At 62.0% G+C, this 25,671-nt stretch carries 27 protein-coding genes; 17 read left to right on the plus strand and 10 right to left on the minus strand.

What is annotated here, in order from left to right:
• Positions 1–30 precede the first annotated feature (30 nt).
• The 3 genes from QM609_RS03575 to QM609_RS03585 all read left to right on the plus strand — a co-directional run bounded on the left by QM609_RS03575 (position 31) and on the right by QM609_RS03585 (position 2,944).
• Complete coding sequence (locus tag QM609_RS03575) at positions 31–1,218, plus strand: ATP-binding protein (protein WP_007729973.1); 1,188 nt, start codon at positions 31–33, stop codon at positions 1,216–1,218.
• The gene (locus QM609_RS03580; protein WP_003940327.1) at positions 1,215–1,934 is read left to right on the plus strand and encodes a M50 family metallopeptidase; all 720 of its coding nucleotides are present in this window, start codon (positions 1,215–1,217) and stop codon (positions 1,932–1,934) included. Before QM609_RS03575 ends, QM609_RS03580 begins: the two co-directional genes overlap by 4 nt.
• Before the next feature lie 173 nt (positions 1,935–2,107).
• The gene (locus QM609_RS03585) at positions 2,108–2,944 is read left to right on the plus strand and encodes an SDR family oxidoreductase (protein ID WP_050654560.1); all 837 of its coding nucleotides are present in this window, start codon (positions 2,108–2,110) and stop codon (positions 2,942–2,944) included.
• Positions 2,945–2,998: 54 nt separating this feature from the next.
• Here QM609_RS03585 and QM609_RS03590 read toward each other — a convergent pair whose 3' ends face one another.
• Together QM609_RS03590 and QM609_RS03595 are read right to left on the minus strand one after the other, a co-directional pair.
• Positions 2,999–4,006 (minus strand): NAD(P)H-dependent glycerol-3-phosphate dehydrogenase, encoded by a 1,008-nt coding sequence (locus tag QM609_RS03590; RefSeq protein WP_003940093.1) that lies wholly within the window; start codon positions 4,004–4,006, stop codon positions 2,999–3,001.
• 97 nt (positions 4,007–4,103) lie between these two features.
• Positions 4,104–4,832: a FadR/GntR family transcriptional regulator gene (locus tag QM609_RS03595; RefSeq protein WP_030536531.1), complete on the minus strand. Its 729-nt coding sequence runs from the start codon at positions 4,830–4,832 to the stop codon at positions 4,104–4,106.
• A gap of 133 nt (positions 4,833–4,965) precedes the next feature.
• On the opposite strand from QM609_RS03595, the gene QM609_RS03600 reads away from it, so the two are divergent.
• The 4 genes from QM609_RS03600 (at position 4,966) to QM609_RS03615 (ending at position 8,526) form a co-directional block, all read left to right on the plus strand.
• Positions 4,966–6,354: a GntP family permease gene (locus tag QM609_RS03600; protein WP_003939838.1), complete on the plus strand. Its 1,389-nt coding sequence runs from the start codon at positions 4,966–4,968 to the stop codon at positions 6,352–6,354.
• A 12-nt stretch (positions 6,355–6,366) separates the two neighbouring features.
• Entirely contained in the window at positions 6,367–6,897 is a 531-nt protein-coding gene (locus QM609_RS03605; protein ID WP_003940404.1) for a gluconokinase, read from the plus strand.
• A 76-nt stretch (positions 6,898–6,973) separates the two neighbouring features.
• On the plus strand, positions 6,974–7,411 hold the full coding sequence (locus QM609_RS03610) for an SRPBCC family protein (RefSeq protein WP_007729979.1): 438 nt from the start codon (positions 6,974–6,976) through the stop codon (positions 7,409–7,411).
• 143 nt (positions 7,412–7,554) lie between these two features.
• Complete coding sequence (locus QM609_RS03615; RefSeq protein WP_050654562.1) at positions 7,555–8,526, plus strand: alpha/beta hydrolase; 972 nt, start codon at positions 7,555–7,557, stop codon at positions 8,524–8,526.
• Positions 8,527–8,532: 6 nt separating this feature from the next.
• On the opposite strand, the gene QM609_RS03620 is transcribed toward QM609_RS03615, so the two are convergent.
• The 3 genes from QM609_RS03620 to QM609_RS03630 are packed head-to-tail and all read right to left on the minus strand — an operon-like array spanning position 8,533 to position 10,806.
• Positions 8,533–9,336 carry a transglutaminase-like domain-containing protein gene (locus tag QM609_RS03620; RefSeq protein WP_030536536.1) on the minus strand — a complete coding sequence of 268 codons (804 nt, stop codon included), beginning with the start codon at positions 9,334–9,336 and terminating at the stop codon, positions 8,533–8,535.
• Between the two features lie 58 nt (positions 9,337–9,394).
• Positions 9,395–9,961 (minus strand): nucleotidyltransferase family protein, encoded by a 567-nt coding sequence (locus QM609_RS03625; protein WP_050654563.1) that lies wholly within the window; start codon positions 9,959–9,961, stop codon positions 9,395–9,397.
• A gap of 2 nt (positions 9,962–9,963) precedes the next feature.
• Positions 9,964–10,806 (minus strand): alpha/beta hydrolase, encoded by an 843-nt coding sequence (locus QM609_RS03630; protein WP_019745522.1) that lies wholly within the window; start codon positions 10,804–10,806, stop codon positions 9,964–9,966.
• Positions 10,807–10,952: 146 nt separating this feature from the next.
• On the opposite strand from QM609_RS03630, the gene QM609_RS03635 reads away from it, so the two are divergent.
• Positions 10,953–12,062 (plus strand): DUF6670 family protein, encoded by a 1,110-nt coding sequence (locus QM609_RS03635; protein ID WP_050654564.1) that lies wholly within the window; start codon positions 10,953–10,955, stop codon positions 12,060–12,062.
• A gap of 18 nt (positions 12,063–12,080) precedes the next feature.
• Positions 12,081–12,656 carry a P-loop NTPase family protein gene (locus QM609_RS03640; protein ID WP_050654565.1) on the plus strand — a complete coding sequence of 192 codons (576 nt, stop codon included), beginning with the start codon at positions 12,081–12,083 and terminating at the stop codon, positions 12,654–12,656.
• Here the strand turns inward: QM609_RS03640 and QM609_RS03645 are convergent.
• Entirely contained in the window at positions 12,639–13,283 is a 645-nt protein-coding gene (locus QM609_RS03645; protein ID WP_179090786.1) for a formylglycine-generating enzyme family protein, read from the minus strand. The two genes, QM609_RS03640 and QM609_RS03645, sit on opposite strands and share 18 nt — an antisense overlap.
• A gap of 26 nt (positions 13,284–13,309) precedes the next feature.
• Complete coding sequence (locus QM609_RS03650; RefSeq protein ID WP_228232260.1) at positions 13,310–14,830, minus strand: PucR family transcriptional regulator; 1,521 nt, start codon at positions 14,828–14,830, stop codon at positions 13,310–13,312.
• Positions 14,831–15,005: 175 nt separating this feature from the next.
• Between QM609_RS03650 and QM609_RS03655 the strand changes: the two genes are divergently transcribed.
• Together QM609_RS03655 and codB are read left to right on the plus strand one after the other, a co-directional pair.
• On the plus strand, positions 15,006–15,470 hold the full coding sequence (locus tag QM609_RS03655) for a nucleoside deaminase (protein WP_003940577.1): 465 nt from the start codon (positions 15,006–15,008) through the stop codon (positions 15,468–15,470).
• Entirely contained in the window at positions 15,467–16,798 is a 1,332-nt protein-coding gene (gene codB, locus QM609_RS03660) for a cytosine permease (RefSeq protein ID WP_050654568.1), read from the plus strand. Before QM609_RS03655 ends, codB begins: the two co-directional genes overlap by 4 nt.
• A 94-nt stretch (positions 16,799–16,892) precedes the next feature.
• On the opposite strand, the gene QM609_RS03665 is transcribed toward codB, so the two are convergent.
• Entirely contained in the window at positions 16,893–17,744 is an 852-nt protein-coding gene (locus QM609_RS03665; protein ID WP_007729990.1) for a mechanosensitive ion channel family protein, read from the minus strand.
• 80 nt (positions 17,745–17,824) lie between these two features.
• On the opposite strand from QM609_RS03665, the gene QM609_RS03670 reads away from it, so the two are divergent.
• The 4 genes from QM609_RS03670 to QM609_RS03685 all read left to right on the plus strand — a co-directional run bounded on the left by QM609_RS03670 (position 17,825) and on the right by QM609_RS03685 (position 21,552).
• The gene (locus QM609_RS03670; RefSeq protein ID WP_003939783.1) at positions 17,825–18,463 is read left to right on the plus strand and encodes a DUF2461 domain-containing protein; all 639 of its coding nucleotides are present in this window, start codon (positions 17,825–17,827) and stop codon (positions 18,461–18,463) included.
• Positions 18,464–18,891: 428 nt separating this feature from the next.
• On the plus strand, positions 18,892–19,884 hold the full coding sequence (locus QM609_RS03675) for an ABC transporter substrate-binding protein (protein ID WP_007729992.1): 993 nt from the start codon (positions 18,892–18,894) through the stop codon (positions 19,882–19,884).
• 83 nt (positions 19,885–19,967) lie between these two features.
• A complete protein-coding gene (locus tag QM609_RS03680) occupies positions 19,968–20,753 on the plus strand; it encodes an alpha/beta fold hydrolase (RefSeq protein WP_050654629.1) in 786 nt (261 codons plus the stop codon).
• 70 nt (positions 20,754–20,823) lie between these two features.
• Entirely contained in the window at positions 20,824–21,552 is a 729-nt protein-coding gene (locus tag QM609_RS03685) for a Clp protease N-terminal domain-containing protein (protein WP_283337020.1), read from the plus strand.
• On the opposite strand, the gene mqo is transcribed toward QM609_RS03685, so the two are convergent.
• On the minus strand, positions 21,536–22,978 hold the full coding sequence (mqo, locus tag QM609_RS03690) for a malate dehydrogenase (quinone) (protein WP_050654569.1): 1,443 nt from the start codon (positions 22,976–22,978) through the stop codon (positions 21,536–21,538). The two genes, QM609_RS03685 and mqo, sit on opposite strands and share 17 nt — an antisense overlap.
• A gap of 95 nt (positions 22,979–23,073) precedes the next feature.
• Here mqo and QM609_RS03695 point away from each other — a divergent pair, with 95 nt between their 5' ends.
• Positions 23,074–23,982: a LysR substrate-binding domain-containing protein gene (locus QM609_RS03695; protein WP_042447004.1), complete on the plus strand. Its 909-nt coding sequence runs from the start codon at positions 23,074–23,076 to the stop codon at positions 23,980–23,982.
• A 58-nt stretch (positions 23,983–24,040) separates the two neighbouring features.
• Here QM609_RS03695 and QM609_RS03700 read toward each other — a convergent pair whose 3' ends face one another.
• Positions 24,041–24,244 (minus strand): cold-shock protein, encoded by a 204-nt coding sequence (locus QM609_RS03700; RefSeq protein WP_003939930.1) that lies wholly within the window; start codon positions 24,242–24,244, stop codon positions 24,041–24,043.
• Between the two features lie 346 nt (positions 24,245–24,590).
• On the opposite strand from QM609_RS03700, the gene QM609_RS03705 reads away from it, so the two are divergent.
• The gene (locus tag QM609_RS03705) at positions 24,591–25,640 is read left to right on the plus strand and encodes an ABC transporter substrate-binding protein (RefSeq protein ID WP_228232258.1); all 1,050 of its coding nucleotides are present in this window, start codon (positions 24,591–24,593) and stop codon (positions 25,638–25,640) included.
• The last annotated feature ends 31 nt before the right edge of the window (positions 25,641–25,671 follow it).

Genomic DNA, 25,671 nt, shown 5'->3' on the forward strand with positions numbered 1-25,671 from the left:
TCGTCTACTCGGCTTGTACCGTCGATGGGCATGGACCCCGTGCGCAATCCGTATGCCCCCGGTGCCGGTCAACGCCCGCCGGAACTCGCTGGGCGCGACAAGCAGATCGACGCCTTCGACGTCGTTCTCGAGCGAATTGCGCGTGGCCGCCCGGAACGAAGTGTTGTCCTCACCGGCTTGCGTGGCGTCGGCAAGACCGTCCTGCTCAATCAGTTGCGTTCGGCCGCGATCTCCCGAAGCTGGGGGACAGGCAAGATCGAGGCGCGCCCCGATCAGGATTTACGACGCCCACTCTCGTCAGCGCTCCACATGGCAGTCCGAGAGATCGCGGTCTCCCATCGCGATCCGGAGCGAGTCGAGCAGTTCCTCGGAGTCCTCAAATCGTTTGCCCTACGCGCCACTGCGGACAAGGGAATGCGCGAGCGCTGGCAACCAGGCATCGACGCACCTGCGATCAAAGGTCGCGCGGACAGCGGCGACATCGAGATCGACCTGGTCGAGTTGCTGCTCGACGCGTCGTCGCTGGCCAGAGATGTCGGCGTCGGGATCGCCATCTTCATCGACGAGATGCAGGACCTCGGAGCAGCGGACGTCTCGGCGATCTGCGGGGCCTGCCACGAGTTGAGTCAGGACGCGGCACCGCTGATCGTCGTCGGTGCAGGGCTTCCGCATCTGCCTGCTGTGCTGTCGGCGTCGAAAAGCTACTCGGAGCGCCTGTTCAGCTACCACCGGATCGACCGCCTCGAGCGTGAAGCTGCAGATCAGGCACTGATCGCACCTGCCGAGCGTGAGGACGTCGAGTTCACCGAATCCGCGCTCGACGCTCTGTACGAAGCGGCTGACGGGTACCCGTACTTCGTTCAGGCCTACGGAAAGGCCACATGGGATGTGGCGGCGTCGAGTCCGATCACGGCAGAAGACGTGCGCGTCGGCGCGCCGACGGCTGAGGAAGAACTCGCTGTCGGTTTCTTCGGATCGCGGTACGAGCGAGCAACGCCCGCGGAGCGTGAGTACATGCGCGCCATGGCCGATCTCGCCGGTGACGACGGACCCGTCGCAACCGCGAAGATCGCCGTCGAGTTGGGGCGCAAACCGGCTTCCCTGTCGCCGGCACGCGATGGACTGATCAAGAAGGGACTGATCTATTCGGCAGAACGTGGATCCATCGGATTCACGGTCCCGCACTTCGGCCGATACCTGCGCGGACAAGCGGAGTGAACGCGCTCGAAACCGCGTGGGATCGGGTGGCGGCGCTCAGTCCCAATCCGCCGGCCTGGGTGGTTCAACTGGCCGCGTTGATCGCCGTGATCATCGTTCTCGAACCGCACCTGTGGCGGATCGCCCGCAACGTCGTCACCATCGCACACGAGGGCGCTCATCTGATCGTCGCAGTCCTGGTCGGTCGACGGTTGAAAGGTCTTCGCCTGCATTCGGATACGTCGGGTGTTGCTATTTCGTCGGGCAAACCGACCGGCTTCGGCGTCATTCTGATGACGTTCGCGGGTTACGTCGGTCCGTCGATTCTCGGACTCGGCGCGGCCGGGTTGTTGGGCGCGCAGCGCGCGGTCTCGGTGCTGTGGATCGGCGTATTCGTCATCGCGGTGATGATGGTCCTGATCCGAAACCTCTACGGAGTCTTCTCACTTGCCGTGGTGGGAGCCGTGTTGTTCGGGCTCGTCTGGTGGGGGACCCAGGAGCAGCAAGTGGCCGCAGCGTACTTCCTGACGCTCTTCCTCCTCTTTGCCGGACCACGCCCGGTCGTGGAACTTCAACGGCAGCGAATGCGACGAGGCGGGGCACCGGACTCGGACGCCGACCAATTGGCCAGGCTCTCACCGATACCCGCGATCGTCTGGGTCGGGTTGTTCCTGCTCGTGAACGTCGCGGTGCTCGTGCTCGGCGGATGGTGGATTCTGCGCCCGGTGGGTGGCTGACCGGATTGATCCGTTGTCCCGTCAGGACAACGGACCAACGATTGTTGATGCTCTGCGGACGTAGTCATCGCATGAAGGCGCTCATATCGTGGAAGTCGACGAGTGGTCGTGCCGGGACTTCCCGCGGCCACACCCGCAACGACGGAGACCGTCGACGATGACAAGGATTCGTTTTGGACGACAAGAACTTCCGCGGACGAACCGCGATCATGTCCGGGGGAAGCCGTGGCATCGGACTTGCCATCGCCCGTGCGATAGCGCGCCGCGGCGGAAATATCGTGTTGCTCGCCAAGACCGATACGCCGGATCCCAGGCTGCCCGGAACTATCCACACGGCTGTGGACGAGTTGAACGAGCTCGAGGGTCATGCCGTTCCGGTCGTCGGCGACGTGAGGAACGACGACGACATCGCGCGGGCCGTGGCTGCAGCGGTAGAGCACTTCGGTGGCATCGACATCGTGGTCAACAACGCGAGCGTCCTCGACATCTCGAAAACCGAAGATCTCGCGATGAAGCGATTCGATCTGATGCAGCAGGTCAATGTCCGTGGTACCTTCGCGCTCACCCGCGCGTGCCTTCCGTACCTTCGGGTTTCGGCCAATGCGCACGTGTTGACGCTGTCGCCGCCGCTCAACTTTTCGCCGCACTGGTTGGGTGCTCATCCGGGCTACATGTTGGCCAAATACGGAATGACATTGGCGGCCTTGGGTATCGCCGCAGAGTATTCAGGTGCACCGATTTCGAGTAATTGCCTGTGGCCGGAGACCATGATCGCCACGGCCGCTGTCGGAAACCTGCTCGGGGGAGACGACAGTATCGAGCACTCGCGTTCACCCGAGATCATGGCCGATGCGGCTGTCGAGATTCTCGGGCGTCCCGCCGGCACGGATACCGGTCGTACAGTGCTCGACGTCGAGATCTTGCGCGAGGCGGGGATCTCGGATTTCTCGCAGTACGGCGGTCAGTCACCGTTGGCGATCGACATCTTCGTCGACGCTCCAATTTCGTGATCTCGGGCGATCTACAGGTATCTAGCCAAATCGCTAGATACCTGTAGATCTTCCTCACGCCACTTCGTGCTCGCCGCCCGGGGCAACCTTCTGAAGTCCGCGATATGCGTCGCTGGCACTTTGGCGACCACCGATGACGGCCTCGACCTCCGCGGCAATCGGCATGTCGACGCCGTATTCACGGGCCAGATCCATGACAGTGGGGGCGGTCTTGACGCCCTCGGCGACCTGACCGAGCTTGGCGACCGCCTCCTCGACGGTCAATCCCTGCGCCAGAGCTTCGCCGACGCGACGGTTCCGAGAAGTCGGAGCCATGCAGGTGGCAATCAGATCGCCGACGCCCGTCAAGCCGGCAAAGGTGCGTGGGTTGGCGCCCATCGCTTCACCGAGTCGGGTCATCTCGGCGAGACCACGTGCGAGCACCATCGCACGAGTGTTGTCACCGACTCCCAGACCGTCGGCCATGCCCGAGGCGATGGCAACGATGTTCTTGAGGATGCCGCCGAGTTCGCAGCCGAGCACGTCGGTGTTGCGGTAGACGCGGAAGACCGACGACGCGAACAGGGGTTGCAGCGCGGCGGCGACGCGATCGTCCTGGGTCGCCACGACCGATGCCGCGGCCATGCCGTCGACGATCTCCTTGGCGATGTTGGGGCCCGCGAGCAATCCGACGGGATGGCCGGGCAGGCACTCGGCGATCACTTCGGTGGGACGCTGCCGGGTGCCGGGCTCGAGGCCCTTGGACAGTGACAACACCGGGACCCACGCCCGAACCTCGTTGGCGATCTCGGCGAGGGTGGAGCGAACGGCGTGCGATGGCACCCCGCACACGAGTACGTCCGCTTCTCGGGCGGCTTCGACCAGATCCGAGGTTGCCTTGAGCCCCTTGGGAAGTTTGCGCTCACCAAGGTATTTGGAGTTGGTCCGTTGCGAATTGATCTCGTCGGCTGCTTCGGAATTGCGTGCCCACAACAGGGTCGGGGTGTTGCGGGCAGCGAGGCCGGCCACCGTGGTTCCCCACGATCCGGCACCGAGGACGACGACGCGTACCGGGCGGGCCATCAGAGTGCGCTGTTCTGGGTAGCGAGTGCTGTCATGGCGCCAAGCGTTCCACTTGCGGCGCAGTTGCGGGCCAATTCCGCCGAGTCTGTGGCTCGACTTACAGATGAGGCGGCGGTTCGGGGCTTTCGCGCATTGTTTCGACCGCTTCTGCGGATTCCGCGACGATCGAGCGCATGGCGGCTTCCGCGGCGTCGGCGTCCCCGGCCTGAATAGCAGATGCGACCACTCCGTGCAGGTGAATCGCTTCGGGGTCGGCCTCGTGGGGCATCAACGAGTGGCGGGTGCGGCCTTCGAGTATCTCGACGACGATCTGCGACATCGCCCGCAGCATCGGGTTACCGGAGGCGGCGAGCAGGGTGCGGTGGAAGTCGGAGTCATGGCCGAGATAGGCGCCGGTATCGGCAGCGCGAGAGGTAGCTGACATGCCGATGACGGCTGCAGTGAGAGCGCCGCACTGCTCAGGTGTGGCGCGAGTTGCGGCGAGTCGCGCAGCCAGAGGTTCGATGCCGGAACGGAGTTCGCTGAGGATAGACAGCTGCTCGAACCGATCAGGACCGGCCAGTTGCCAGCGGATGACATTGGGGTCGAGCGAGTTCCAGTGTTCGGAGCCCAGGATGGTGATTCCGACGCGTCGACGAACCGAGGCAAGTCCGAGGGATTCGAGAACGCGGACAACTTCGCGGATGACGGTTCGCGACACGTCGTAGCGCGTTGCCACCTCGTCGGCGGAGATCGTGGTACCCGGAGCGAGCACACCACCGACTATGTCTTGGCCGAGCTGTTCCAGCATCGAGTCGTGTAACTGCTGAAACGGGACAGAAGGCATACGTAGATCGTCCCATGCGTATGGAGTAAGCCCGGTGGAAGCCGAATAAATACTACAAATTAGTGTCTGCTCTTGAAATTGTAGGTTAATTAAGGAACAGTGACCTCAATCACTCATCGGACTGGGAGTCCCTATGAACACCACAGCATTGCTGGCGGCCGAGGTCGTCCCCGCTGGTAGCGACGCACGATTGATCATCGCTGCAGTCGCCGGCGTCGCGGTTATCATCGCGCTGATCACCTGGCTCGACCTGCACCCCTTCCTCGCACTGTCCATCGGTGCGGTTGGTGTCGGTCTGGCGGCCGGCCTCGGATCGGCCGAGTCGGTCGCGGCGTTCGCCACCGGCTTCGGGTCGACCATGGGAAGCGTCGGAATCCTGATCGGTTTCGGCGCGATGTTCGGCAAACTCCTCGCCGATTCCGGCGGTGCCGACCGAGTGGTCGACACGCTGGTCGGCCGCTCCAGCACCAAGGCGCTTCCGTGGACCATGGCTCTGGTCGGCGCAGTGATCGGTCTGCCGATGTTCTTCGAAATCGGTCTCGTCCTGTTGATGCCGGTCATCATCCTCGTCGCGCGGCGTTCCGGCTTGTCCCTGATGCGCATCGCGATCCCCACCCTCGCCGGCCTCTCGGCCATGCACGGGTTGGTTCCCCCGCACCCCGGGCCGCTGGTTGCAGTCTCGGCTTTGAACGCAAACCTCGGCCTCACCCTCGCACTCGGTGTCCTCGTCGCGATCCCCACTGTTGTTCTCGCCGGACCGGTCTTCAGTAAGTACGCCGCACGGTGGGTCGACGTGAAGGTCCCGGATCTTTTTGTCACAGGCGAAGATCGAGGCGAGGAAGAGAAGAAGCAGCGTCCCTCGTTCGCGGCTACTCTCGCAGCGATCCTCCTCCCGGTTGTTCTCATGCTGGGCAAAGCATTTGCAGACGTGATCGCACCCGATTCCGAGGCACTCCCCAAGTCCGTCCTCGACTTCCTCGGAACACCCGTTGTGGCTTTGGGTCTCGCGGTTCTGGTCGGTATGGTGCTGCTGGGTCGCGGCGGCGGAATGGACCGCAAGGCCATCTCGAAGTCACTCGAGAGTTCCCTACCTCCCATCGCAGGCATCTTGTTGATCGTCGGCGCCGGTGGCGGTTTCAAACAGGTCCTGATCGACACCGGTATCGCCGGAGTGATCGCCGACGCGATCAAGGGCAGCAGCCTTCCCGTGCTGTTCCTGGCCTGGCTGGTGGCGGTATTGATCCGCGTCGCAACGGGTTCGGCGACGGTGGCAACGGTGACGGCGTCGGGCATCCTTGCTCCGGTTGCGGCCGATCTCTCGTCCGCACATGTCTCGCTGATGGTCTTGGCGATCGGCGCAGGCTCGCTCTTCCTCTCGCACGTCAACGACGCCGGATTCTGGTTGGTGAAGGAGTATCTGGGCGTCAGCGTGGTACAGAACCTCAAGACCTGGACCGTGATGGAATGCATCATCTCGGTATCGGGCCTGGCCGGAGTGCTCGTGTTGAGCGCATTCATCTAGGTAGGCGAGCACATGAACAGCGAAGCGGCACAGCAGAAGCAGTACCCCGTGCTCGTCCTGATGGGTGTCTCGGGTTCGGGAAAGTCGACGGTCGGCGGCATGCTCGCCGGAGCGATGGGCTGGGACCTTCAAGAAGGCGACGATCTGCACCCGCAGGCGAACATCGACAAGATGGCGACCGGGCATCCGCTGAACGACGAAGACCGCTGGCCCTGGCTCGACAAGATCGCCGTCTGGATCAAGAGCCATACCGACGCCGGTCAGCCGGGCATCGTTACGTGTTCGGCACTCAAGCGCAGCTACCGCGACGTGCTTCGCGGTGAGCACGTCGTGTTCGTGCACCTCGCCGGTTCGCGGGATCAGATCGGCCAGCGATTGACCGCTCGCCTCGATCACTACATGCCCGCCTCGCTGCTCGACTCCCAGATCTCGACACTCGAGGCCGTCGACCCGGACGAACAGGCCATCGTCGTCGACGTGGGCGGGAGTCCCGCCAAGATCGCGGAGGAGATCCTGCGACGGGTGGAGACATTCGAATACTGAGCAAGCCCGGCGTGTAGGCACCCGCGGTTCGGGTTACGGTGCTTGGGTGACTGCTGCTGCGCAGACGGACTGAACCGTGACCGACTTCGACTTCCACAGCGTCTGGACGCTTCCTGCCTCTGCTGACCGCGTCTACGAGGTTCTCGCGGATGCCGAACGGTATTCGCAGTGGTGGCCTCAGATACGCCGAGTCGGGACGATCGACGAGCATTCAGGCTCCATGTCCATCCGCAGCGCTGTCCCTCTGACGCTGCTGGTCTTCGGGCGACGCGAGGTGGAAGACTCAGTTGACCGCTTTCTGAAAGTGCGTCTCACCGGCGCAATGACCGGGTGGAGTAGCTGGGCGGTGCGCCCCGCTGGATCTGGTTGCACAGCCGAATTTCGGCAACAGGTAGCGGTGTCCGGAGCGCTTGGTCTGGCCGCGAAGGTCGCGAAGCCGCTGTTCGAGTGGAATCATGAAGCGATGATGCGTGGAGGGCACCGCGGACTGTGCGCATATCTCTCCCGGCCGTGATCGCGACCAGAACTTGCACACGCTCGAGCAATTGATCCATACCCGTCGTGTCATTTTGACGCAGCGTCAGTTATCGTTCACATCAGCAGCCGACAAGTATGTGTAACTCAAATGCACAAAACGGCTTGACCTGGGAGGACGCTATGCGGACGCGAGATTCGACGGTATGGCATTGGAACGTGAGTCCGCGAGCGCGGGTCATCTTCTGCCTGACCAGGACGTTCGTGAAGCCGATGTTCACCCTCTGGCCGACCACCGAACGTGGTATCCGCCAACTCGAGCGACTCGACGCGATGGCGGACAAACTGCCGAAGCCGAAGAACCTCGATATCGAGCCTTTCACGCTGGGTGGTGTGCCCAGCGAGAAGGTGCAGCATCCACGCAAAGCGCAGGGCGAGTTGGCCGGCGCCACGATCCTCTACTTCCATGGAGGGGGATTCGTCTTCTGCGGTCTGGCAACGCACCGGGCACTGTGCGGTTTGCTCTCTGCGAAGGCCGGAGTACCGGTGATCTCCGTGCGCTACCGCCAGCTGCCGGAAGGTTCCATCGGCACCTCGGTCAAGGACGCAATGGCCGCGTACACCGCGTTGCTCGAGACAGCCGAAGACCCGAACAAGATTGTGGTTGCCGGTGACTCGGCGGGCGGATACCTGGCCATGAAGGTCGCCGAAATTGCCGCACTGCGCGGAATCACGCGGCCCGCTGCCGTGGTGGGATATTCCCCTCTTCTCAACGTGAACCTCGAGGACCATGATCCCGATTTCATGAAACGTGATGCCTACCTACCGATGTCACAGGTGGAAAAGCTCAAGGACCGGTGGCTCGAGGGTCCGGACGAGATTCCCGGTGCGCAGTCGCCGATCAACGCCGACGCCAGTCTGATTCCGCCGTCGTTCCTGGTGTCCGCCGAATACGAACTGATGCGTCCCGACGTCGAGATCATGACCGAAAACTTGATCAAGGCAGGACAAGCCGTCGAAACGCACATCTGGAGTGGGCAGATCCATGCTTTCCCGGTGATCGGGAAAGCTCTTCGGGAGGGGAAGGCGATCGTCGATCTCACGACCAAGTTCCTCGAGCGAACGATGGCCTCGCAGAACCAGATCAGCGCCTGACGCTTTTCAGCCGATCGATGTGAGTGTTGCGTAGTCGTCGTTGTCGAGAACGCCGTCGACGACTGCGCGAACTTCCGAGGCGTGCAACGTGATCGAACCGCCGTGATTGTCGAGGAAGGCTGTGTCTGCGGCATCTCGGCCGGTCGAGATGCGCACAAGATTGCTGCGCGGCGCCAATTGCGTTGCATCGACCACGCGCCAGACGTGGTCGATATTGGCTTCGACTACGGCGTGAAAATCCATCGGATCGCAGCCCGGCGCGTAGACGGCCACCAGTCGAGCGGGAATCCCCACGGCGCGCAGCAGTGAGATGGTCAGGTGCGAGTAGTCGCGGCACACTCCGGCGCCGGCGAGCAAGGTGTCGACCGCACTGTCGGTGCCGCGACTGGTGCCGGGAACATAACTCAAATGTGTACTCACCCAGCGAGTGACTTCGAGGAGGAGTTCGGCCGGGGGAGTGGCGAGATCGAATTGCCCGGCGACAAAACCGAAGAACTTGTCGGCCTCGGCATACCGGCTGGGGCGCAGATATTTCGACACGTCGTAGTCGCTGACCGACGCCGGTTCTGCGCGGCCGATGACGGTTGCGTCGTAGCTGACGATCAGTTTGCCTGGGGCACAGTCGAGTAGGTGAATCCGGGTACCGTGTTCGGCGGTGATCTCGCGGGGTTCGAGCGGATTGCCGTCATGGACGAACGACATCGTTTCCAGCAGTTCGACACCCGGCGCGCGCGTCACCGCGATCTTGAACTCCAGGTTGGTCGCCTCGTCGATCTCGATGTCGAGCAGGGCGGCGACTGTACGTTTCATCGGGCCATCTTTACACCGAATACGGACACCCACCACCTGGGAGGATTGTGACGTGCGATCAGGCTTCGGGGTAGTCGACGTCGACGCCGCTGCTGAGGTCGCTGCACTCCACCAACTCGACCCCGTTCTTGCGTAGGTAGGTGTTGGCGCCGCCGTCCCCGGTGAGTGACTTTGCAAGCGTCGGCCAGTGGTCGCGTCCGATCAGGACGGGATGGCCGGGACGGCCGTGAAAGACAGCTCTTCGCAGTATGTTTCGTGATGGGGAGCTGTGACCCACGATCCGCGTCACGGTGTCGGCGTTGAGGTCCGGGACGTCGACCAGAGAGATCGCTGCCGCATCTGCGTCGTCGATTCGCATGGCGGCCTCGAGTCCGCAGCGCAGTGACGCGCTCATTCCGTGTTGCCAATCCGATATCACCACAATGACATCGGTGGTGGGCAGTAGTTCGAGGGCGTCCTCTGCCTGCGCGCCGAGGACCACGATGACCGGTGAGAGGCCTGCGGACTGCAGTGTCGTCACCCCGTGGTGGAGCCAAGACTGACCCTCGGCGTTTGTGACGAGCGCTTTGGGCTTGCCCATGCGGGATCCGACCCCGGCCGCCAGCAGGATCCCGCACGTAGACATGACTATGCTCCGGTGACCCGCGGACGCAGCCACTCGATCAGATCGTTCAGAACTTCTTCCTGCTCAGGCTCGTTGAAGATCTCGTGGTACAGGCCGTCGTACACCTTCAAGGTCACATCCGAAGAGCCGGCCAGATCTGCGACGAGCTTGCTGCCGGCCGGGTCCGTCAAACGGTCGTCCGAGCCGTGTTGAAGCAGTACGGGAATGGTGAGCGAGGGCAGGCGCGCCGGGAAGCCTTCCGCGGCGGTGATCATGCCGCGCGCGATGCCGGCGGGAACCTTGCCGTGGTGAACCAGCGGGTCGGCGTTGTACTTGTCGACGACCTTCTGATCACGCGATACGGCAGCAGCTTCCAGGTTCTCGACGGGCACGTCCGGGAGGTATTTGCCGACGATCTTGCCCAGCTGCATCACGATCTTCGGAGTGCCGGTTGCGATGATCACCGCAGGTCCGGACAGGGCGAGGGCTTTGAGATCGGCCTGATGGTCGAGGGCGTAGGAAAGGGCGATCGCGCCGCCCATGCTGTGCCCGAGCAGGAACTTGTCCTTGCCGGGATGTGCCGCCGTCACGATCGAGAACAACGTGTGGACGTCGTCGGTGAAGTCGGAGAATTCCTTGAGGTGAACGCGCTTGCCGCCAGAGCGTCCGTGCCCGCGATGGTCGGGTGCGTACACGATGAGCCCGAGTTCCCCGAGCCGCGCAGCAACATGGTCGTAGCGCCTCGCGTGTTCGCCGAGTCCGTGGCACAGGACGAGAACCCCGGTGGGTTCGCGGTCCGGTGTCCACACGTCGTAGACGATCTTGGTACCGGCGACTCCGGTGAACGACGACTCTTCGTGCTGCATTGTTGCGCCCTCTCTGCGACCGGTTCCGGTACGCGGATTCTCACATGCTATTCGCCCGGTGGGCAGAGCGCGGGTGTTCAGGGTGTGAGGTCGTCGAGGAGACTTCGACACTTGTTTGTTACGGCTGGTTACATTAACTTAGGGGCGTGACCGGACAAACCGTTGATCGTTCCGACCCTGTTCCCGCCACCCGCTCGCGCCGATTGTGGCGACCCGCGGTTCGGGCTTTGCTGGACGGCGCGCTACCGCTGATCGACAAGCGAATGGCGGAATCGGTACGCCCGTTCGATCGGCCCGAGATGCTGCGTCCGCACCTGGCTTCGCGGAAGTTTGCGTGGACGCACTACGGGATCTTCGTTCCCCGGCTGCCAGGGCCTTTCCGTTACCTCAACACCATGACGTTGATCGGTGCAACCGGGACGGTGGTGTTCGACAACGACTATCTCGCTGCACCCGACGCGCGAAACACCGCAACCGTGCTGAGTTCCACCGCAGCGCCGGGCCATCACTTCTACCGGGCGTACGACGCTGCCGATGAGTGTGCGTTCGAAGAAGATGGTTCGCGAATCGCCTTCGGTGACAACCTGATCATCGAGAACAGCTATCCGAACTTCCGTGTCACCGGGCGATACGACTCATTCGACGTCGATCTCGAGATCGTGGCAACGGACCAAGCGTCGTGGTTCGTGCGTAATCCCGTCTACGACCACGTCAGTCTGCTGGCACAGTGCTCCGGAACAATTGCGAGTCCGGATGGACCGGTGAGTATTTCGGCTCCGTGCACCGTCGAGTACGCGCGGTGCATGACACCGCAATCGTTGACTCGCCGCGCGCTTCCCGAGTCGTGGAAGCTCCCGGCCGACTTTTTCACCTACCAGATCGTTCAACTGGACGACCGGCATCAGTTGTTGCTCACCGATGTTCGAGCGTCAGGGGTTACGGCGTGCAAGCTCGCCTACATTCGGACTGTCGACGGTAGTGCGAAGGTCTTCGACGACGTCGAGTTCGACGTGCTCGAGTACGCCGACGCATTGCACGTCGACCCACAGGGTCGCGAGATGCGTGTGCCGCGCGTACTGCGTTGGCAGGTACGCGATCACGGCAGGACGGTCGTGGAGTTCGAGGCCGAGATCGAGTCGGAGTGGCGCTACGGTCACGGCAAGGGATACGTCGGCGCGTATACCTACCGGGGAAGCTTCGACGGTGCGTCGATCAACGGCACCGGTTACATCGAATGGGTGGACTGCGAAGTGTAAGGCCCCTAGGGTGTATCGGTGCCTTTCGTAGACCCCGCCGCGCTGACGATTCGTCCGCAGAAGATCCTTGTCGCGGGGACTTCCGGTGCCGGAAAGACGACTCTCGCCGGTCGAATCGGGCGGCTTCTCGAGATCGAACACACTGAGCTGGACTCGCTGTTCCACGGGCCCGGCTGGATTCCGCTCGACAGTTTCGAAACCGAAGTACGACGCTTTTCCAGCGAGCCGGCCTGGGTGACCGAGTGGCAGTACGGCGCGGTGCGTGAGCTTCTGGCCGAGCGTGCGGACCTGATGCTGTGGTTGGATCTGCCTCGGCGGACGGTGATGCGCCAGGTGATCACACGAACCGTGCGTCGGCGATTGCATCGAGAGGTGTTGTGGAATCGCAACATGGAGCCGCCACTGCACACCATTCTCTTCGATCCGGATCACGTGGTGCGCTGGGCCTGGCGAAGCGACGGACGCAACGTCGGGCGTATGGCCACGGTTCTTGTCGATGTGCCGTCGTTGCCGATAGTTCGGCTGCGCAGTCGAGAAGAGATCGAGGCTGTGCTCGAAGTCCTCGGCCGTCTGCCCTCAGATCGTCTGAGCTAGGCGAAATCCCAAGTCGTCGATAGCAAACGTCGGGTGGCTTCGCCTCCTTACGGTAGCGCCGCAACCGCGCTCACTTTCGGCCCAACTGCCGCCGCGGAAGATCCGGTACGTGCCGTAAACCTCGGGGTCGTAGAGATCCCAGCACCATTCCCAGACATTGCCGATCATGTCGTACAGGCCCCAGTTGTTGGGTGTTTTGGTTCCGACGGGATGCGCTCTACCCTCTGAATTGTCGCTGTACCAGGCAATCTCGTCGATCTCGCCGTAGCGGTAGCCGGAGGTGCCGGCCTTGCATGCGTACTGCCACTCGGCCTCGGTGGCGAGCCGGTAGCCAGTTGCGCCCCGGTCCCACTGCGGAGAATCGGTGTCGACGTCTCGATATGCGGGTGTCAGACCGTCCGCGACCGAAAGTGTGTTGCAGGTTGCGATGGCGTCCTTCCATGAAAGGTCGACCGCTGGTTTGCTCGAATCGTCCGACGAATCTCCGTGAAGCAGCGCCCTGGTGGTGAGATGGCGTGCGAGGCGGAAGGATTCGACTTTCGAGGTCCACGCAGTACCTTTGCGGTCGTCCCGAAGGTGCACCTGGCCGGCAGGGATCTCGATCATCAACTCCGCTGCTCCGGTCATTCGTTCATCATCGCAGAGGTTGTCGCTCACCCGGGGAGACGCTCGAACGCAGCTTGTGGATCAAGGCCGGTGCGCATGCGCCATGCGGTCAGCGCAAGCCCGAGGCAGACCACCTGTGCCGGATCGTCGAGGGAAACACCCATCAGCTTCTCGATACGCGTGAGCCGTGCATAAAGCGACTGACGCCGAATGCCGAGGAAATCCGCGGTTCTCGCCTTGCCGCCCCGATGTGCGAGGTACGCGTCGAGCGTTCGGACGAGATCGGCGGAATGTGCTGTGTCGTATGCGATCAGCGAACCGAGTTGCTCGGTTACGAACACGGACAGCGAAGCGGGTGTCGTTCCGGCGGCGAGCAGTCGTTGGACGCCGACGTCCCTCGCGAGGATCACTCCGGTCCGGGAGCCGAAGCGCCGCGCGATCTGGACGACTTCGCGAGCTTGCGCGACCGCAGCCCCGACGCCCGACAGATCCGCGACCGGCGTCGCCACTCCGAGCGTGCGTACCGCGGAACCGCCCGGCCCGCGGCGTAGCAGCTCGTCGGCTTCGGTGAACGCAGTCCGCACTCGAGCGGGGGATGCGGACGCCCACCCGTGCGCGAGCACGATGACGTGATTGGCCGCAGTCCCGACGACACAGGAGCCGAGCACGGCCCGCACGGCGTCGCGTACTTGGTCAGCGAGCTCTCGAACCGGGGTTTGCCGATCGATGTCGACAGCGGCGACGAGGACGTGGTGCCCCTCCGACAACGGCGTCCACCCGGCCGCTGTCAGTCGCTCGGACAAGTCGCCGTGCGATGTGAGCACACCGCCCACCACGTCGGTGATCACCGATTGGGTGAGTGACTGTCTTGGGCCGAGATCGCCGTGACGGCCGAGTTCCAGAGCTACCGCGACGGCGGCGCAGTTTGCGACGGCGGTTCGGCGTGTGGTTGCCGGCCCGCACAGGACAAGTCGACCGAGTGAGTTCGTCGGGCCGCGTACGTCGTGGATAGTGCGTTCGGTCTCGGATCGCTCTGCGCCGGTTGTGCTGCGCTCGACGGTTCTGCCATCCGCGTCGAGCAGATCGACGCCGCACCCCGCGAGTCGTGACACTTTGTCGAGCAGCGCAGTCATGCCCTGGCCTGCAACCACGAGACTCAGAAGTTCTTGCCAGACAGGCTCGCCCGCTTGCGCCGAACCGAGAGTGCGGCGGAGCATGAGGTCGTGAAAGTCTTCGACCATCCGCTCGAAGGGCACTACTGCGTGCAGGGCCAAGAACGCGAGTCCCCGTCGGCGCGAAGCTTCGACGAGTTCGGGAGGGGCCGTGAGGAACGAGCGCCCGACTTCCATCGCGAGTGCGACGCATCCCGCGTCCGCCAATTGGTCGATGTAGGCGGTGAGCTGCTCGGGAGACCGCCCGTGGAGACCGAGGCCCGTGGTCAGAAGGACCTCACCTCCGGACAGCAGCCCACCCATCTCGTACACCTCGGACGAATGGACCCAGCGGACCACCGCGGTATCGATGTCGCCCGCGAGCACCTCGATTGCGGCGGCCTTAAACGAGGGCATCGCAAGAACTTGTCGCAGAGTCGGGAGCATTTCTATATCGTCCGCCGAGGGGGCACTTCGTCATAGAGCTAGTTCTGCCGAACTGACAGGTTGTCCCTTGTCGGGCTGTTACCACCGTGGTCGGATTGTGACACGAGCCACAATCGACGATTTTGGTCAGACTCCAGGAGCGCACATGAATCATCCGGCACACACCGATGAGTATTTTCTCGGACTTGCGATCGAACAGGCGAAGATCGGTTGGGAGGAGGGCGGCGTGCCGATCGGCGCGGCGCTGATTCACCGGGGCGAGGTTCTCGCAGTCGGACGTAACCGTCGGGTCCAGATGAACAGCGCCATCCGTCATGGAGAGACCGACTGCATCGAGCGCGCCGGACGACTGCCGGCCTCGGTGTATCGCGAGTGTGTCCTCTACACGACTTTGTCGCCGTGCTTCATGTGCGCCGGAACGGCGCGCCTGTACGAGATCCCTCGAATCGTGGTCGGCGAAAATCGTTCCTTCGAGGCATCGGAGGAATGGTTGCGCAGCAGCGGAATTCAGGTCGACGTCGTCGACGACGCGGAGTGTGTGGCACTGATGGACCGCATGCTGGCCGAGCGCCCGAGCCTGTGGCTCGAAGACATCGGCGAAGTTGTATGAGCAGCGCCGTCGAACCTGCCACGGTCGCAGGCGATTCGGAGAGCGCAGGCCACCCGATCGATCCAGACTATCCCGTCACTCCGGTTCCGCTTCATGCACGTAAGCCGTTCTTCTCGCTCGCGGTGGTGTTGCTGGGGTTCACCATCTTCACACCGACGATGTTGGCCGGAGCAGCGCTCGGTACCGCGTTCTCGTTCTGGAAACTGATGGTGGTGATCGCCGCCGGATCCGCCATCTTGGGGGTCTACGTCGCCATGATGGGGTTCGTCGGAGCCCGAACCGGGCTGACAACAGTTGTGATGGCGCGCTACAGTTTCGGCACTCGCGGGTCCAAGCTCGCTTCGATCCTGCTGGGCGGTACCCAGATCGGCTGGTACGGAGTCATCATCGGCACGATCGGCGATCTCACCGCGCAGGCATTGGGCTGGGATTCCTATCTCGCGCGGGCGTCGGTGATGATCGCGGCGAGCATCTTGATGTGCATCACCGCCTGCTACGGCTACCGCGGAATGTATTGGGTCTCGCTCGTCTCGACGCCCTTGATCCTGGCGTTGGCCTGCTGGGTCGTGTTCCGGTCCCTCGAAGAGGTCGGTGGATTCTCCGGCCTGGTCTCGGTTCAACCGCAGACGACCATGACGATCGCGCTCGCAATCACCACTGTCGTCGGCACGTTCGTATCGGCGGGAACGCAAGCGCCCAACTGGACCAGGTTTGCCCGTTCCGGATCACAAGCGGTGTGGGCCTGCGTTATCGGGTTCCTCCTCGGAAACGGATTGATGATCCTGTTCGGTGCCATCGGAGCTATCACGTTCCACGAAGGTGACTTCGTGCTGATTCTCTACAACCTCGGGCTTGTCGGCTGGGGCCTGGTCTTGCTGTTCGGGAACCTCTGGAAGAGCAACGCCGACACCGCATACGCCTTCGGGGTGGCCGGTGCCGAACTGTTCAGAAAGCCTCGCAAGACCCCGTTCGTCATCGGTGGATGTGTGATCGGCACGGCGCTCGCTCTGACCGGTGTGCACAACCATCTGGTCGACTACCTGAGTCTGCTCGGAACTTTCATCCCGCCATTGGGCGGCGTGATCATCGCTGACTTCCTGTGCCGGTGGCGGCGAGGCATCCCCGAGGGGTACACCCCGCAGCCGGTCCACTGGCGCAACCTCGCCGTCTATGCCGTCGCAGCGTTCCTCGCTTGGCTTTCCGGTGAGTTCGAGGTGGGAATCCCGCCGCTGATCGGAATCGTGGTAGCCATTGCACTGACGATGTTCCTGCACAAGGCGTTTGGCAACAGATCGGCAGATCGGGAGGTATCGACCTCCACCGTCTGAATCATGCTTCAGGCACCAGCGAGCCCCCGGCGGTATCGACCGCGCCGGGGGCTCGCGCACTTGATGGAAAGGGCAGACGCTTCCGTCTCAACCGTCATCGCAGAACAGGCAGGTACGGTGCCTCGATACCCTGCTCTTCGAACGCAGTCAGAGCCGAGCGCGCAAATGCGCGCTGGACTGCCCATTGGCGCCCAGGCTTGACCTGCGCCGTCACTCGAATGGTAATTGCCTCGGCAGTAACCGAATTGACTCCCAGCATCTCCGGCTTGTCGATCATGTCCGCCCTGATCGGTTCGGACTCTGCCGCCTCGAGGACAGCTCGCGTCGCCACCTCACACGCTTTGTGCACGTTCGCATTGTGGGCGATCGGGAGATCGAGAACTGCAGTGGCGTAACCCTGACTCATGTTGCCCACTCGCAGGATTTCGCCGTTGCGGCAGTACCACAAGGTGCCGTTCACATCTCGAATCGTGGTGACGCGCAGGCCCACTGTTTCGACGGTGCCGACCGCGTCGCCGAGATCGACGACGTCGCCGACACCGTACTGATCCTCGAGCAACATGAAGATGCCGGAGAGGAAGTCACGCACCAGGTTTTGTGCACCGAAACCGATGGCAAGGCCGATGACTCCGGCGGATGCGATGAACGGCGCGACGTTGATCCCGAGGATGCCGAGAATCTGCAGCACACACCAGACCAGGATGACGATGGACACCGTCGATTTGAGTACCGAACCGATGGTCCGGGCTCGCTGCGATCTGCGCTCGTTCACCTTGGCGTTCGGAGACTTGCGAGGCTTCGACATTCGATCGATCCCGCGGTGCAGTGCGAAGCGCAGAACGACTGCGAGTGCCACGTAGATCGCGATCTCGACGGGTCGGTGAATCAACCAGTCTCGGTTGGTATCGGTCAGTTCCCATGCTTGTATTTCGGAAATCATCTCCATGCAGTCTACGGATTCGGGCCGATCCGGGCATCGGTGCAGGGCAGACGGTCCAAAGCCGAACAGGCAGCTAGGCTTACGTCATGGCTGCGTTCACTGGCATACCCGTTGCTGCACTCGACTTCTACGAAGACTTGGAGGCCGACAACAGCAAGACCTGGTGGGCAGCGCACAAGGAGACGTACGACGAAGTGGTTCGTCGTCCGATGGCGTCGTTGACCGCGGCGTTGGAGGACGAATTCGGCACGGCCAAGCTCTTTCGGCCGTATCGTGACGTTCGATTCTCGAAGGACAAGATCCCGTACAAGACGCACCAGGGAGCGTTCGTCGGTCTCGCCGAGAGCTGTGGCTACTACGTGCAGATCGACGCGGCAGGGTTGATGGTGGCCGGTGGTTTCTACGCCAGCAGTTCGGAGACCATCGCGCGTTATCGTGCGGCTGTCGACGACGACGTTCGAGGGCCGGAGCTCGAGAAGATCCTGGCCTCCGTCGAGAAGGCCGGATTCACGATCGGCGGCGACAAGCTCAAGACGGCGCCTCGCGGATACACGGTCGATCACCCGCGGATCGAATTGCTGCGTCACAAGTCGCTGACTGCTGGTCGTAGTTACCCAAGCCCGTCGTGGCTGGACAGCGCCAGGACATTGAAGGAAGTTCGCACAGCGTGGCGCGCACTGACGCCTTTGGTCGAATGGTCCGGACAGGTGCTCGGACCGAACTGACCGTCCGACAGAAAAGTGTGACGTAGCCGTAGGAGAGTTCACCTCGAGTTCATCAAAACTCGAGACGCCTGGGGCTAGCGTGGTGTGTGTAACCGAAAGTTTCGGCCCCGCTTCGAGTCGCAGCGCCGCAGTTCGAAGCCATTTTCTCTCGATCGACATCGTGAACAACCCGTGTCAGTGGAGACCATCATGGCTATGTTTCTCGCTCTCGTCCTGATCATCTCGGTCCTCGGAATCGTCGGCACCTACCTCGCGTTCAGTGCGGTCTACTTCGTCGAGATGCGCAAACTCGACAAGTAAGGGGTGCGAATTGGCCTGATTCGACTATTTCTGGGCCGATCGCGACGACCCTCCCTGCGTACGCTGTTAGGGCATCCTTATCCGCTCGCAACAGTGGATGATTCATTTCTTTTGGAGGTTCGACACGCATGCCCGCTCAATCCACGCTCTTGCTTCCCGAGGGCTACTCCGACAACCGCCTCGTTTCGGACCTCACACGTCGGCAGTTCGGCTTCGGTGCCGGAATCGCCGGGCTGGGCGCGTTCCTGGCGGCCTGCGGTGACAGCGGGAGCAGTTCGGGTGAAACCGAAATGCGTTCTGTGACGACACCTCTCGGAACGTACGACATTCCTGTCAATCCGAAGAGGGTTGTCGCGATCGACTCGCGGCTCGATCTGGAACCTGCTGTAGCGCTGGAACTTCCGCTCGTCGGCTACACGTACGCCCAGGCGACACCGTGGGTGCCTATCGATTCGTCGGTACCGTTCCTGTCGGAGATCCCCAACCGCGAGCAGATCTTGGCGCTCGAGCCCGACCTGATCGTGTGCCTGAACTACGAGAGCGAGTGGTGGCCGGTGGCCGAGATGTCCACCATCGCACCGGTTCTGACGACAGAGTTCACCGACGACTGGCGCACAAACCTCTCGCGGTTGTCGGGCTGGCTCGGTCGAACGGCCACACTCGATCGATTGACGCTCGACTACGACAATCTGATTTCCGACATCCGCAGTCGTCATGCCGAGAAGATTGCGTCCAAGACCGTCGCCAGTGTCTCGTTCATGCCGGACACGAACACGCTGTACGTCACGAGCATCCGTACCTCCGAGAAGGGCGACAAGCCCAGCGACATGACGCTCGGCGACATCGGTGGCAAAACCGCCACCTCGGAGGGGCTCGATCCCGAGGGCGGGGTCAGCCTCGAGGGCCTCGACGTGCTGGCCGGCGTCGACGGCTTCATGATCACCGAGAACGAGGACAGTGCCGCGTACCAGGCATTGGTGGCGAGCAAGCTGTGGCAGCGACTCCCGGCAGTGCAGGCGGGCAACGTCACCAGTCTGGGTGGCTCTACGTTCTACGGTTCGATCTACACGATTTCGTACGTGGCACAGGGTTGGGATGCCCTGTACAACAAGATCAGCTGAAGCCTCTGCCGACCGGACCGATGAGTTTCGGTAGCGCGGGCGGTCTAATCAGGTAGGCATTGACCAGACGTGAGGAGATCGACGTGCAAACAGAGCAATCCCCTGCGGTAGTGCAATCCCGCGACGGTACGACCATCGCATACGAACGCTCCGGTGCCGGACCAGCAGTGGTCCTGGTCGCCGGAGCGTTCTGCGACCGCGGTTGGTTCGATTCCCTGGCTGCAGAGTTGGCGGCGGACTTCACGGTGTACTCGTACGACAGGCGCGGACGCGGGGACAGCGGTGACAGTCGCGCGTTCTCGATCGACGCCGAGGTGGAGGACTTGCGGGCGGTCGTCGCTGCCACCGGTGAAACACCGCTCGTTTACGGATTGTCGTCGGGTGCCGCGCTGGCTTTGGAGGCCGCTGCGCAGGCCGTTCCGATGCGTAAGCTCGCCGTCTACGAGGCGCCGTACATGGACGACGACCAGCGTGACGAGACTGCCCAAAGTGACCTGGAGCGATTGATTGCGGGCGGCGACAGGGAAGGTGCTGTGACGCGTTTTCTGGATCTGACCGGCGCGTCTCCGGAGATGGTCGACGAGATCAAGCGGAGTGCCGATTGGCCCGACATGTGCGCCATCGCGCACACCTTGCCTTACGACGTCGCGGTGTGTGATCACGGCTGTCAGTCGCTCGACTGGCTTGCCTCCATTACCGTCCCTACATTGGTCATGTACGGCGGTGACAGTGGTCAATGGGCACCTGCCTCGGCGACGAGAATCGCTGCAAAAGTCTCGGGGACAAAGACTTTGGAGATCCCCGGTCAGGGCCACGGCGTCGCCGACGACGCTATTGTCCCGGCTCTGCGTGAATTCTTTTCCGGCTGAGCACTGGGCGGCGAAGACGATCGTCAACCTAGGGTTGACGCTTTCGATTGCGTCAACCTATGGTTGACGCATGAGCAAACCAGTGGAAATGACCGATAAGGTTCGACTCGACGACCTCATCGACGCGATCAAGAAGGTGCACACCGATGCTCTCGACCAACTCTCCGACGCCGTGATTGCCGCTGATCATCTCGGTGAAGTTGCAGATCACCTGATCGGTCACTTCGTCGACCAGGCGCGCAGGTCGGGAGCGTCGTGGACGGAGATCGGCGCGAGCATGGGTGTCTCGAAGCAGGCTGCGCAGAAGCGTTTTGTTCCCAAGGCGCCGAGTGATCAGAAGCCGATGGATCCGAACGAAGGGTTCAACCGGTTCACTCCCCGGGCGAAGAACGTCGTCATGGCCTCGCAGAACGAAGCCCGCGCCGCCGGTAACGCAGAGATCCAGCCGGAGCACCTGCTCCTGGGGCTCGTCGAGGAGCCTGCCGGGTTGGCTGCGAAGGCGATAGTGGCGCAAGGGGTGGAGCTCGGATCCGTCCGAGCTGCAGTGGCCGGTGTACTACCGACTCCGACTTCCGAACTACCAGAACTCATTCCGTACGACGCTCGTGCGCGCAAGGTCCTGGAACTGACGTTCCGTGAGGCTCTTCGCCTGGGCCACAACTACATCGGAACCGAGCACATCCTGCTCGCGCTGCTCGAACTCGAAGACGGATCAGGCGTTCTGGCTGATCTCGGAATCTCGAAGTCGGTGGCGGAGTCGAACATCGTTGGAGCGTTGGCCGTCATTCAGGATCAGTGATCGGTGTCAGTGCCGGCATCAATTCCTTAAGTGCCGGCATCCATTGCTCGATGTGGCTCGGAAAGCACTTGGCGAGTACGTCCGTCATCACAGATGGTGCAACCGAAGCTCCCGGCGATGCACCCAGGAGACCGGCAATCGATCCCTCTGCGCTGGTGATTACCTCTGTGCCGAATGTCAGCATCCCGACCTTTCTCGGGTGAGGCTTCACCAATTGGGCGCGCTGCCCGGCCTGAATCAGCTTCCAGTCTGCGGGATCGGCCTCGGGATAGAAGCGTTGCAGTGCGGCAAACTTGCGCCGTTTCGATGACAGTAATTGGCTGAACAGGTATCGGACGAGCGAGATGTTCTGTATTCCGACAGCAAGCAATACTGCGACGTTTCGGAATCGGATCGTAGCGAACAAGTCAGTTAGCTTGCCATGCTTGAGGAGTCGTGTGCTGAAGGTGGCATACGGTCCGAACATCAATGACGGGCAGCCGTCGACCACACGCCTGTCGAGATGGGGGACCGACATCGGTGGTGCTCCGATCGCGGCCTGGCTGTACACCTTCGCGTTGTGGGAGTCGACGACGGTGCGTTTTTCGGTATGCAGGAACTGGGCTCCGAGTGGGAACACCGCATAGCCTCGAACCTCGGGAACTCGCGCCTTCTGAAGAAGCCTGAGCGCGTACCCGCCTGCGCCGACGAAGACGAATCTAGATCTCAGTTGGAACTGAATGCCAGAGATAGTGTTTCGCCCACAGATGAGCCACGTGCCGTCTGTCATGCGCTGGAGTGATGTTACGTCGTGGCTCGTGCGGATGCGTGCACCACGATTTGTCATGGTGTGAAGCAGTTCTCGGGTCAGAGCACCGAAGTCCACGTCTGTACCTGCTGCGTATCGAGTCGCAGCTATCGGTTCGGAATCCATTCGGCCGCGCATCATCAGCGGCGCCCAATTATTGACCGTCTGAGGATCTTCTGTGTACTCCATGGCTGAGAATTCGGGTAATCCATGTAGCGTGGCGTGGCGCTGACGTAGATATTCGATGTCTCGTTTGCCGAAAACGACGTCCATGTGAGGGGTTGGGTTGACGAACGATGGGGTTTGTTTCAGCTCGCCGGTTTCCGCGAGTGATCCCCAGAATTGGCGAGACAGGTGGAATTGGTGGCTGATCTCTACAGCTTTCGCGGGGTCGCTGGGGTCGGGCATGTAGTTCAGTTCGCATAGGCCCGAATGGCCGGTTCCTGCGTTGTTCCACGCGTTGGAGCTTTCGCCGGCGGGTTCGCCGAGCCGTTCGAGTACCTCGATGGACCAATCGGGTTGGAGTCTTGCAATCAATGTACCCAGCGTTGCCGACATGATCCCGGCGCCGATGAGTATTGCGTCGAGTGGGGGCTCTTCGGAACCAGGTTTCAATCCCGACGGTGGCGACGTGAACATGGGCGGCCTTTCCTCAGAGGTTGGGGTGTATGTGCATCGTGGCCCCAAACAGACTCATCCGTCCAATGAAGAAACCATCGGTTTATGATCCGAATATGGATGAGTTTCGATCGGCTGAAGTAGAAGGGCTGGCGCCGCTTCTGGCGGCCTTCGATGTGGCCGCGGAGGAAGGCCACATCACGAGAGCTTCCGACCTGCTCGGGATTCCTCAGTCCTCGCTCAGCCGGAGATTGAAGACGCTCGAAAAGACGCTGGGATTTCAGCTTTTTCAGCCGGTTGGGCGCCGGGTTGCACTGACCTCGGCAGGGCGCGAATTACACGAACTAACTAGCCGCCTCGTCAAGGAGCTGGACAACGCAGTAGGTCTGGTCCGTAGTAACGCGGATCCGGAGGGTGGCCTCGTACGATTCGGGTTTCCACTGACATTGGGCCCGATCAGCGTCCCGTCGCTGCTCGCAGAGTTTCACGAGGCGGCGCCGCGGGTGCGATTGAACCTTGTGCAAGCGCATGGGGAATCACTCGCGCAAATGGTCCGAGACGGGCGTCTGGATCTTGCCGTGATGATTCCAGCGCCGGAGGACTTGCCTACAACGCTGTTGGGGCATCAGCAAATACTCCTGCATGTGGGTACTGGACATCGATTAGCGGCGAGAGATTGTGTCGACCTCGCGGAACTGGTCGACGAGACATTCATCGCGAGTCCGCCCACCTATCACCTTCGGATGTTGCTCGACTCTTGCTGTATGCAAACCGGATTCGAGCCGAGGGTTGCATTCGAGATCACGGAGTTCGAAACGATTCGTGCCCTGGTCTCGCGTGGTCTCGGTATCGCGTTGCTCCCCGTCGCCGAGGTCGATCACCCGGATCTCGTCGCTGTTCCGGTAACGGGCGTTCGCGATCGAACCATCGCGTTGGCCGTCGGCAATTACCGCCTGACGCCCGCCGTAATTCGACTGCGTGATCACCTGATTGCTCGTGCAACAGCGCTTCTCGGGTCGCCGTAAGGACAATGCAGAAGAGGGCCGCACCCTTGCGGGTGCGGCCCTCTTCTTGTGTCACTGATTAGACAGCGCGCACATTGGTGGCCTGAGGACCCTTCTGGCCCTGGCCAACCTCGAACTCCACACGCTGGTTCTCGTCGAGCGACTTGTAGCCGTTGCCCGAGATTTCAGAGTAATGAACGAACACGTCCGGTGTTCCGTCGTCGGGAGCGATGAAACCAAAGCCCTTTTCGCCGTTGAACCACTTCACGATGCCCTGTGCCATACCGATACTCCCTACAAACTCGATCCGGGCCCTCACATCGAAGTCCCGATCTCGATATGTCTATCCTCCCACGCCGCGCAAGTCGAACGGTGGGCGACGTGCAAAAGACGGTAATTCGGAAGCTTTCGAGGAGGGAATGGCAACTGATCTTCGACTGATTTTCGACGCTGGAGCGACCCGATCGCCGAAGGCAGGGACTGGTGGCTCGCCCAACTGCCTGCGGTGATAGATCAGCGGGAATGTACTTGTCCGCTCGAGAACGGTCCATTTTTATCGCTCCGATCTCTCGGAATCGCAAACGTAGGAACCCTATGGAAGATGAGGGTGGGCTAACCTCTCTTTCGCTGTGCCCTCGGCGCGCGCAGCAGTCGCCGAGAAGGAGAGTGCATACATGTACGGAACGATTTGTGAATCCACGACGTCTGAACTTGTGGACCAGCTCAGTCGCCGTGGGTTCTTCGGGGTCGGCGCAGTGGCGGCGGCCGCCATCCTTGCGGGGTGTTCGACTACATCAGATGCTTCTGATGCCGGCGAACAACGTGAGGTGATCAATGCGCTCGGAACCACCACGATCTCGGGGAAGCCGGAAAGGATCGTTGTTGCCAGCGACTTCACGGATCTGGAATTCCTGCTCTCGCTCGGCGTTCACCCAGTCGCCTACGGCAACACAGGATCGTGGGACCGCGGTTCACTGCCTTGGCAGAGCACCGCGGGAATAGCCGACCTCGAAAGCTTCGGCACCACAGGCGAAATCAACCCGGAAATCATCGCGCGCTACTCGCCGGACCTCATCATCGGAATGAAGACTTATCTCGAACCTGCAGCCGAGAGGCTCAGTCAGATCGCTCCGGTCATCGCGCTGGACTGGACCACCTCGTGGCGTGACGGCGTCGCCACGGTCGGGCAGGCAGCTTTTGTCGACGAGGCTGCTGCTGCAGCGATCGCCCGGACCGACGCTCTGATCTCCGACACCGCAGCTTCCCTGAACGGCTTGGGTGGCAAGACGATCATGATCGGCTCGATGTACGGCGATCAGTTGTATGTGCAGGGGGATGCCAGTGCGCCCGGGGTTCTGCTGCGCGAACTCGGACTCGACTATCGCGGATACAACGCCGAGCAGATGACTGCGCTGTCGATGGAGCAGGCGGAGGTACTCGCACCCGCAGACATTTTGCTCAGCCTCGCTTCTGATCAGGAAGCGACGACGAGGTTGGAGAACTTCGCAGTTTTCCAGAACCTCCCCGCGGTGAAGGCGCGATCCTATGCGCCGGTCGAACTTCTGCTCTCGAATGCCTTTGTCGATAATTTCGGTCCACTGAGCGCGCCGTACGCCTTGCCGCAGCTCGCCGGGGTCTTGACCGGGCTTGCGGCGGGCCAGGGAAAACAACTCCCCTGACCTCGCTTCCGAGCGTACGGACCCTGCGTCG

This window comes from Rhodococcus sp. IEGM 1302 (genome assembly GCF_030056935.1).
GTDB lineage: Bacteria > Actinomycetota > Actinomycetes > Mycobacteriales > Mycobacteriaceae > Rhodococcus_F > Rhodococcus_F qingshengii.

Excerpts from the sequence above, each read along its gene's own strand:
- QM609_RS03575 (WP_007729973.1), top strand. The coding sequence starts at position 31 with ATGGACCCCGTGCGCAATCCGTATGCCCCCGGTGCCGGTCAACGCCCG.
- QM609_RS03590 (WP_003940093.1), bottom strand. The coding sequence starts at position 4,006 with ATGGCCCGCCCGGTACGCGTCGTCGTCCTCGGTGCCGGATCGTGGGGA.
- QM609_RS03595 (WP_030536531.1), bottom strand. The coding sequence starts at position 4,832 with ATGCCTTCTGTCCCGTTTCAGCAGTTACACGACTCGATGCTGGAACAG.
- QM609_RS03600 (WP_003939838.1), top strand. The coding sequence starts at position 4,966 with ATGAACACCACAGCATTGCTGGCGGCCGAGGTCGTCCCCGCTGGTAGC.
- QM609_RS03605 (WP_003940404.1), top strand. The coding sequence starts at position 6,367 with ATGAACAGCGAAGCGGCACAGCAGAAGCAGTACCCCGTGCTCGTCCTG.
- QM609_RS03615 (WP_050654562.1), top strand. The coding sequence starts at position 7,555 with ATGCGGACGCGAGATTCGACGGTATGGCATTGGAACGTGAGTCCGCGA.
- QM609_RS03620 (WP_030536536.1), bottom strand. The coding sequence starts at position 9,336 with ATGAAACGTACAGTCGCCGCCCTGCTCGACATCGAGATCGACGAGGCG.
- QM609_RS03625 (WP_050654563.1), bottom strand. The coding sequence starts at position 9,961 with ATGTCTACGTGCGGGATCCTGCTGGCGGCCGGGGTCGGATCCCGCATG.
- QM609_RS03630 (WP_019745522.1), bottom strand. The coding sequence starts at position 10,806 with ATGCAGCACGAAGAGTCGTCGTTCACCGGAGTCGCCGGTACCAAGATC.
- QM609_RS03645 (WP_179090786.1), bottom strand. The coding sequence starts at position 13,283 with ATGACCGGAGCAGCGGAGTTGATGATCGAGATCCCTGCCGGCCAGGTG.
- QM609_RS03650 (WP_228232260.1), bottom strand. The coding sequence starts at position 14,830 with ATGCCCTCGTTTAAGGCCGCCGCAATCGAGGTGCTCGCGGGCGACATC.
- QM609_RS03655 (WP_003940577.1), top strand. The coding sequence starts at position 15,006 with ATGAATCATCCGGCACACACCGATGAGTATTTTCTCGGACTTGCGATC.
- codB (WP_050654568.1), top strand. The coding sequence starts at position 15,467 with ATGAGCAGCGCCGTCGAACCTGCCACGGTCGCAGGCGATTCGGAGAGC.
- QM609_RS03665 (WP_007729990.1), bottom strand. The coding sequence starts at position 17,744 with ATGGAGATGATTTCCGAAATACAAGCATGGGAACTGACCGATACCAAC.
- QM609_RS03670 (WP_003939783.1), top strand. The coding sequence starts at position 17,825 with ATGGCTGCGTTCACTGGCATACCCGTTGCTGCACTCGACTTCTACGAA.
- QM609_RS03675 (WP_007729992.1), top strand. The coding sequence starts at position 18,892 with ATGCCCGCTCAATCCACGCTCTTGCTTCCCGAGGGCTACTCCGACAAC.
- QM609_RS03685 (WP_283337020.1), top strand. The coding sequence starts at position 20,824 with ATGAGCAAACCAGTGGAAATGACCGATAAGGTTCGACTCGACGACCTC.
- mqo (WP_050654569.1), bottom strand. The coding sequence starts at position 22,978 with ATGTTCACGTCGCCACCGTCGGGATTGAAACCTGGTTCCGAAGAGCCC.
- QM609_RS03695 (WP_042447004.1), top strand. The coding sequence starts at position 23,074 with ATGGATGAGTTTCGATCGGCTGAAGTAGAAGGGCTGGCGCCGCTTCTG.
- QM609_RS03700 (WP_003939930.1), bottom strand. The coding sequence starts at position 24,244 with ATGGCACAGGGCATCGTGAAGTGGTTCAACGGCGAAAAGGGCTTTGGT.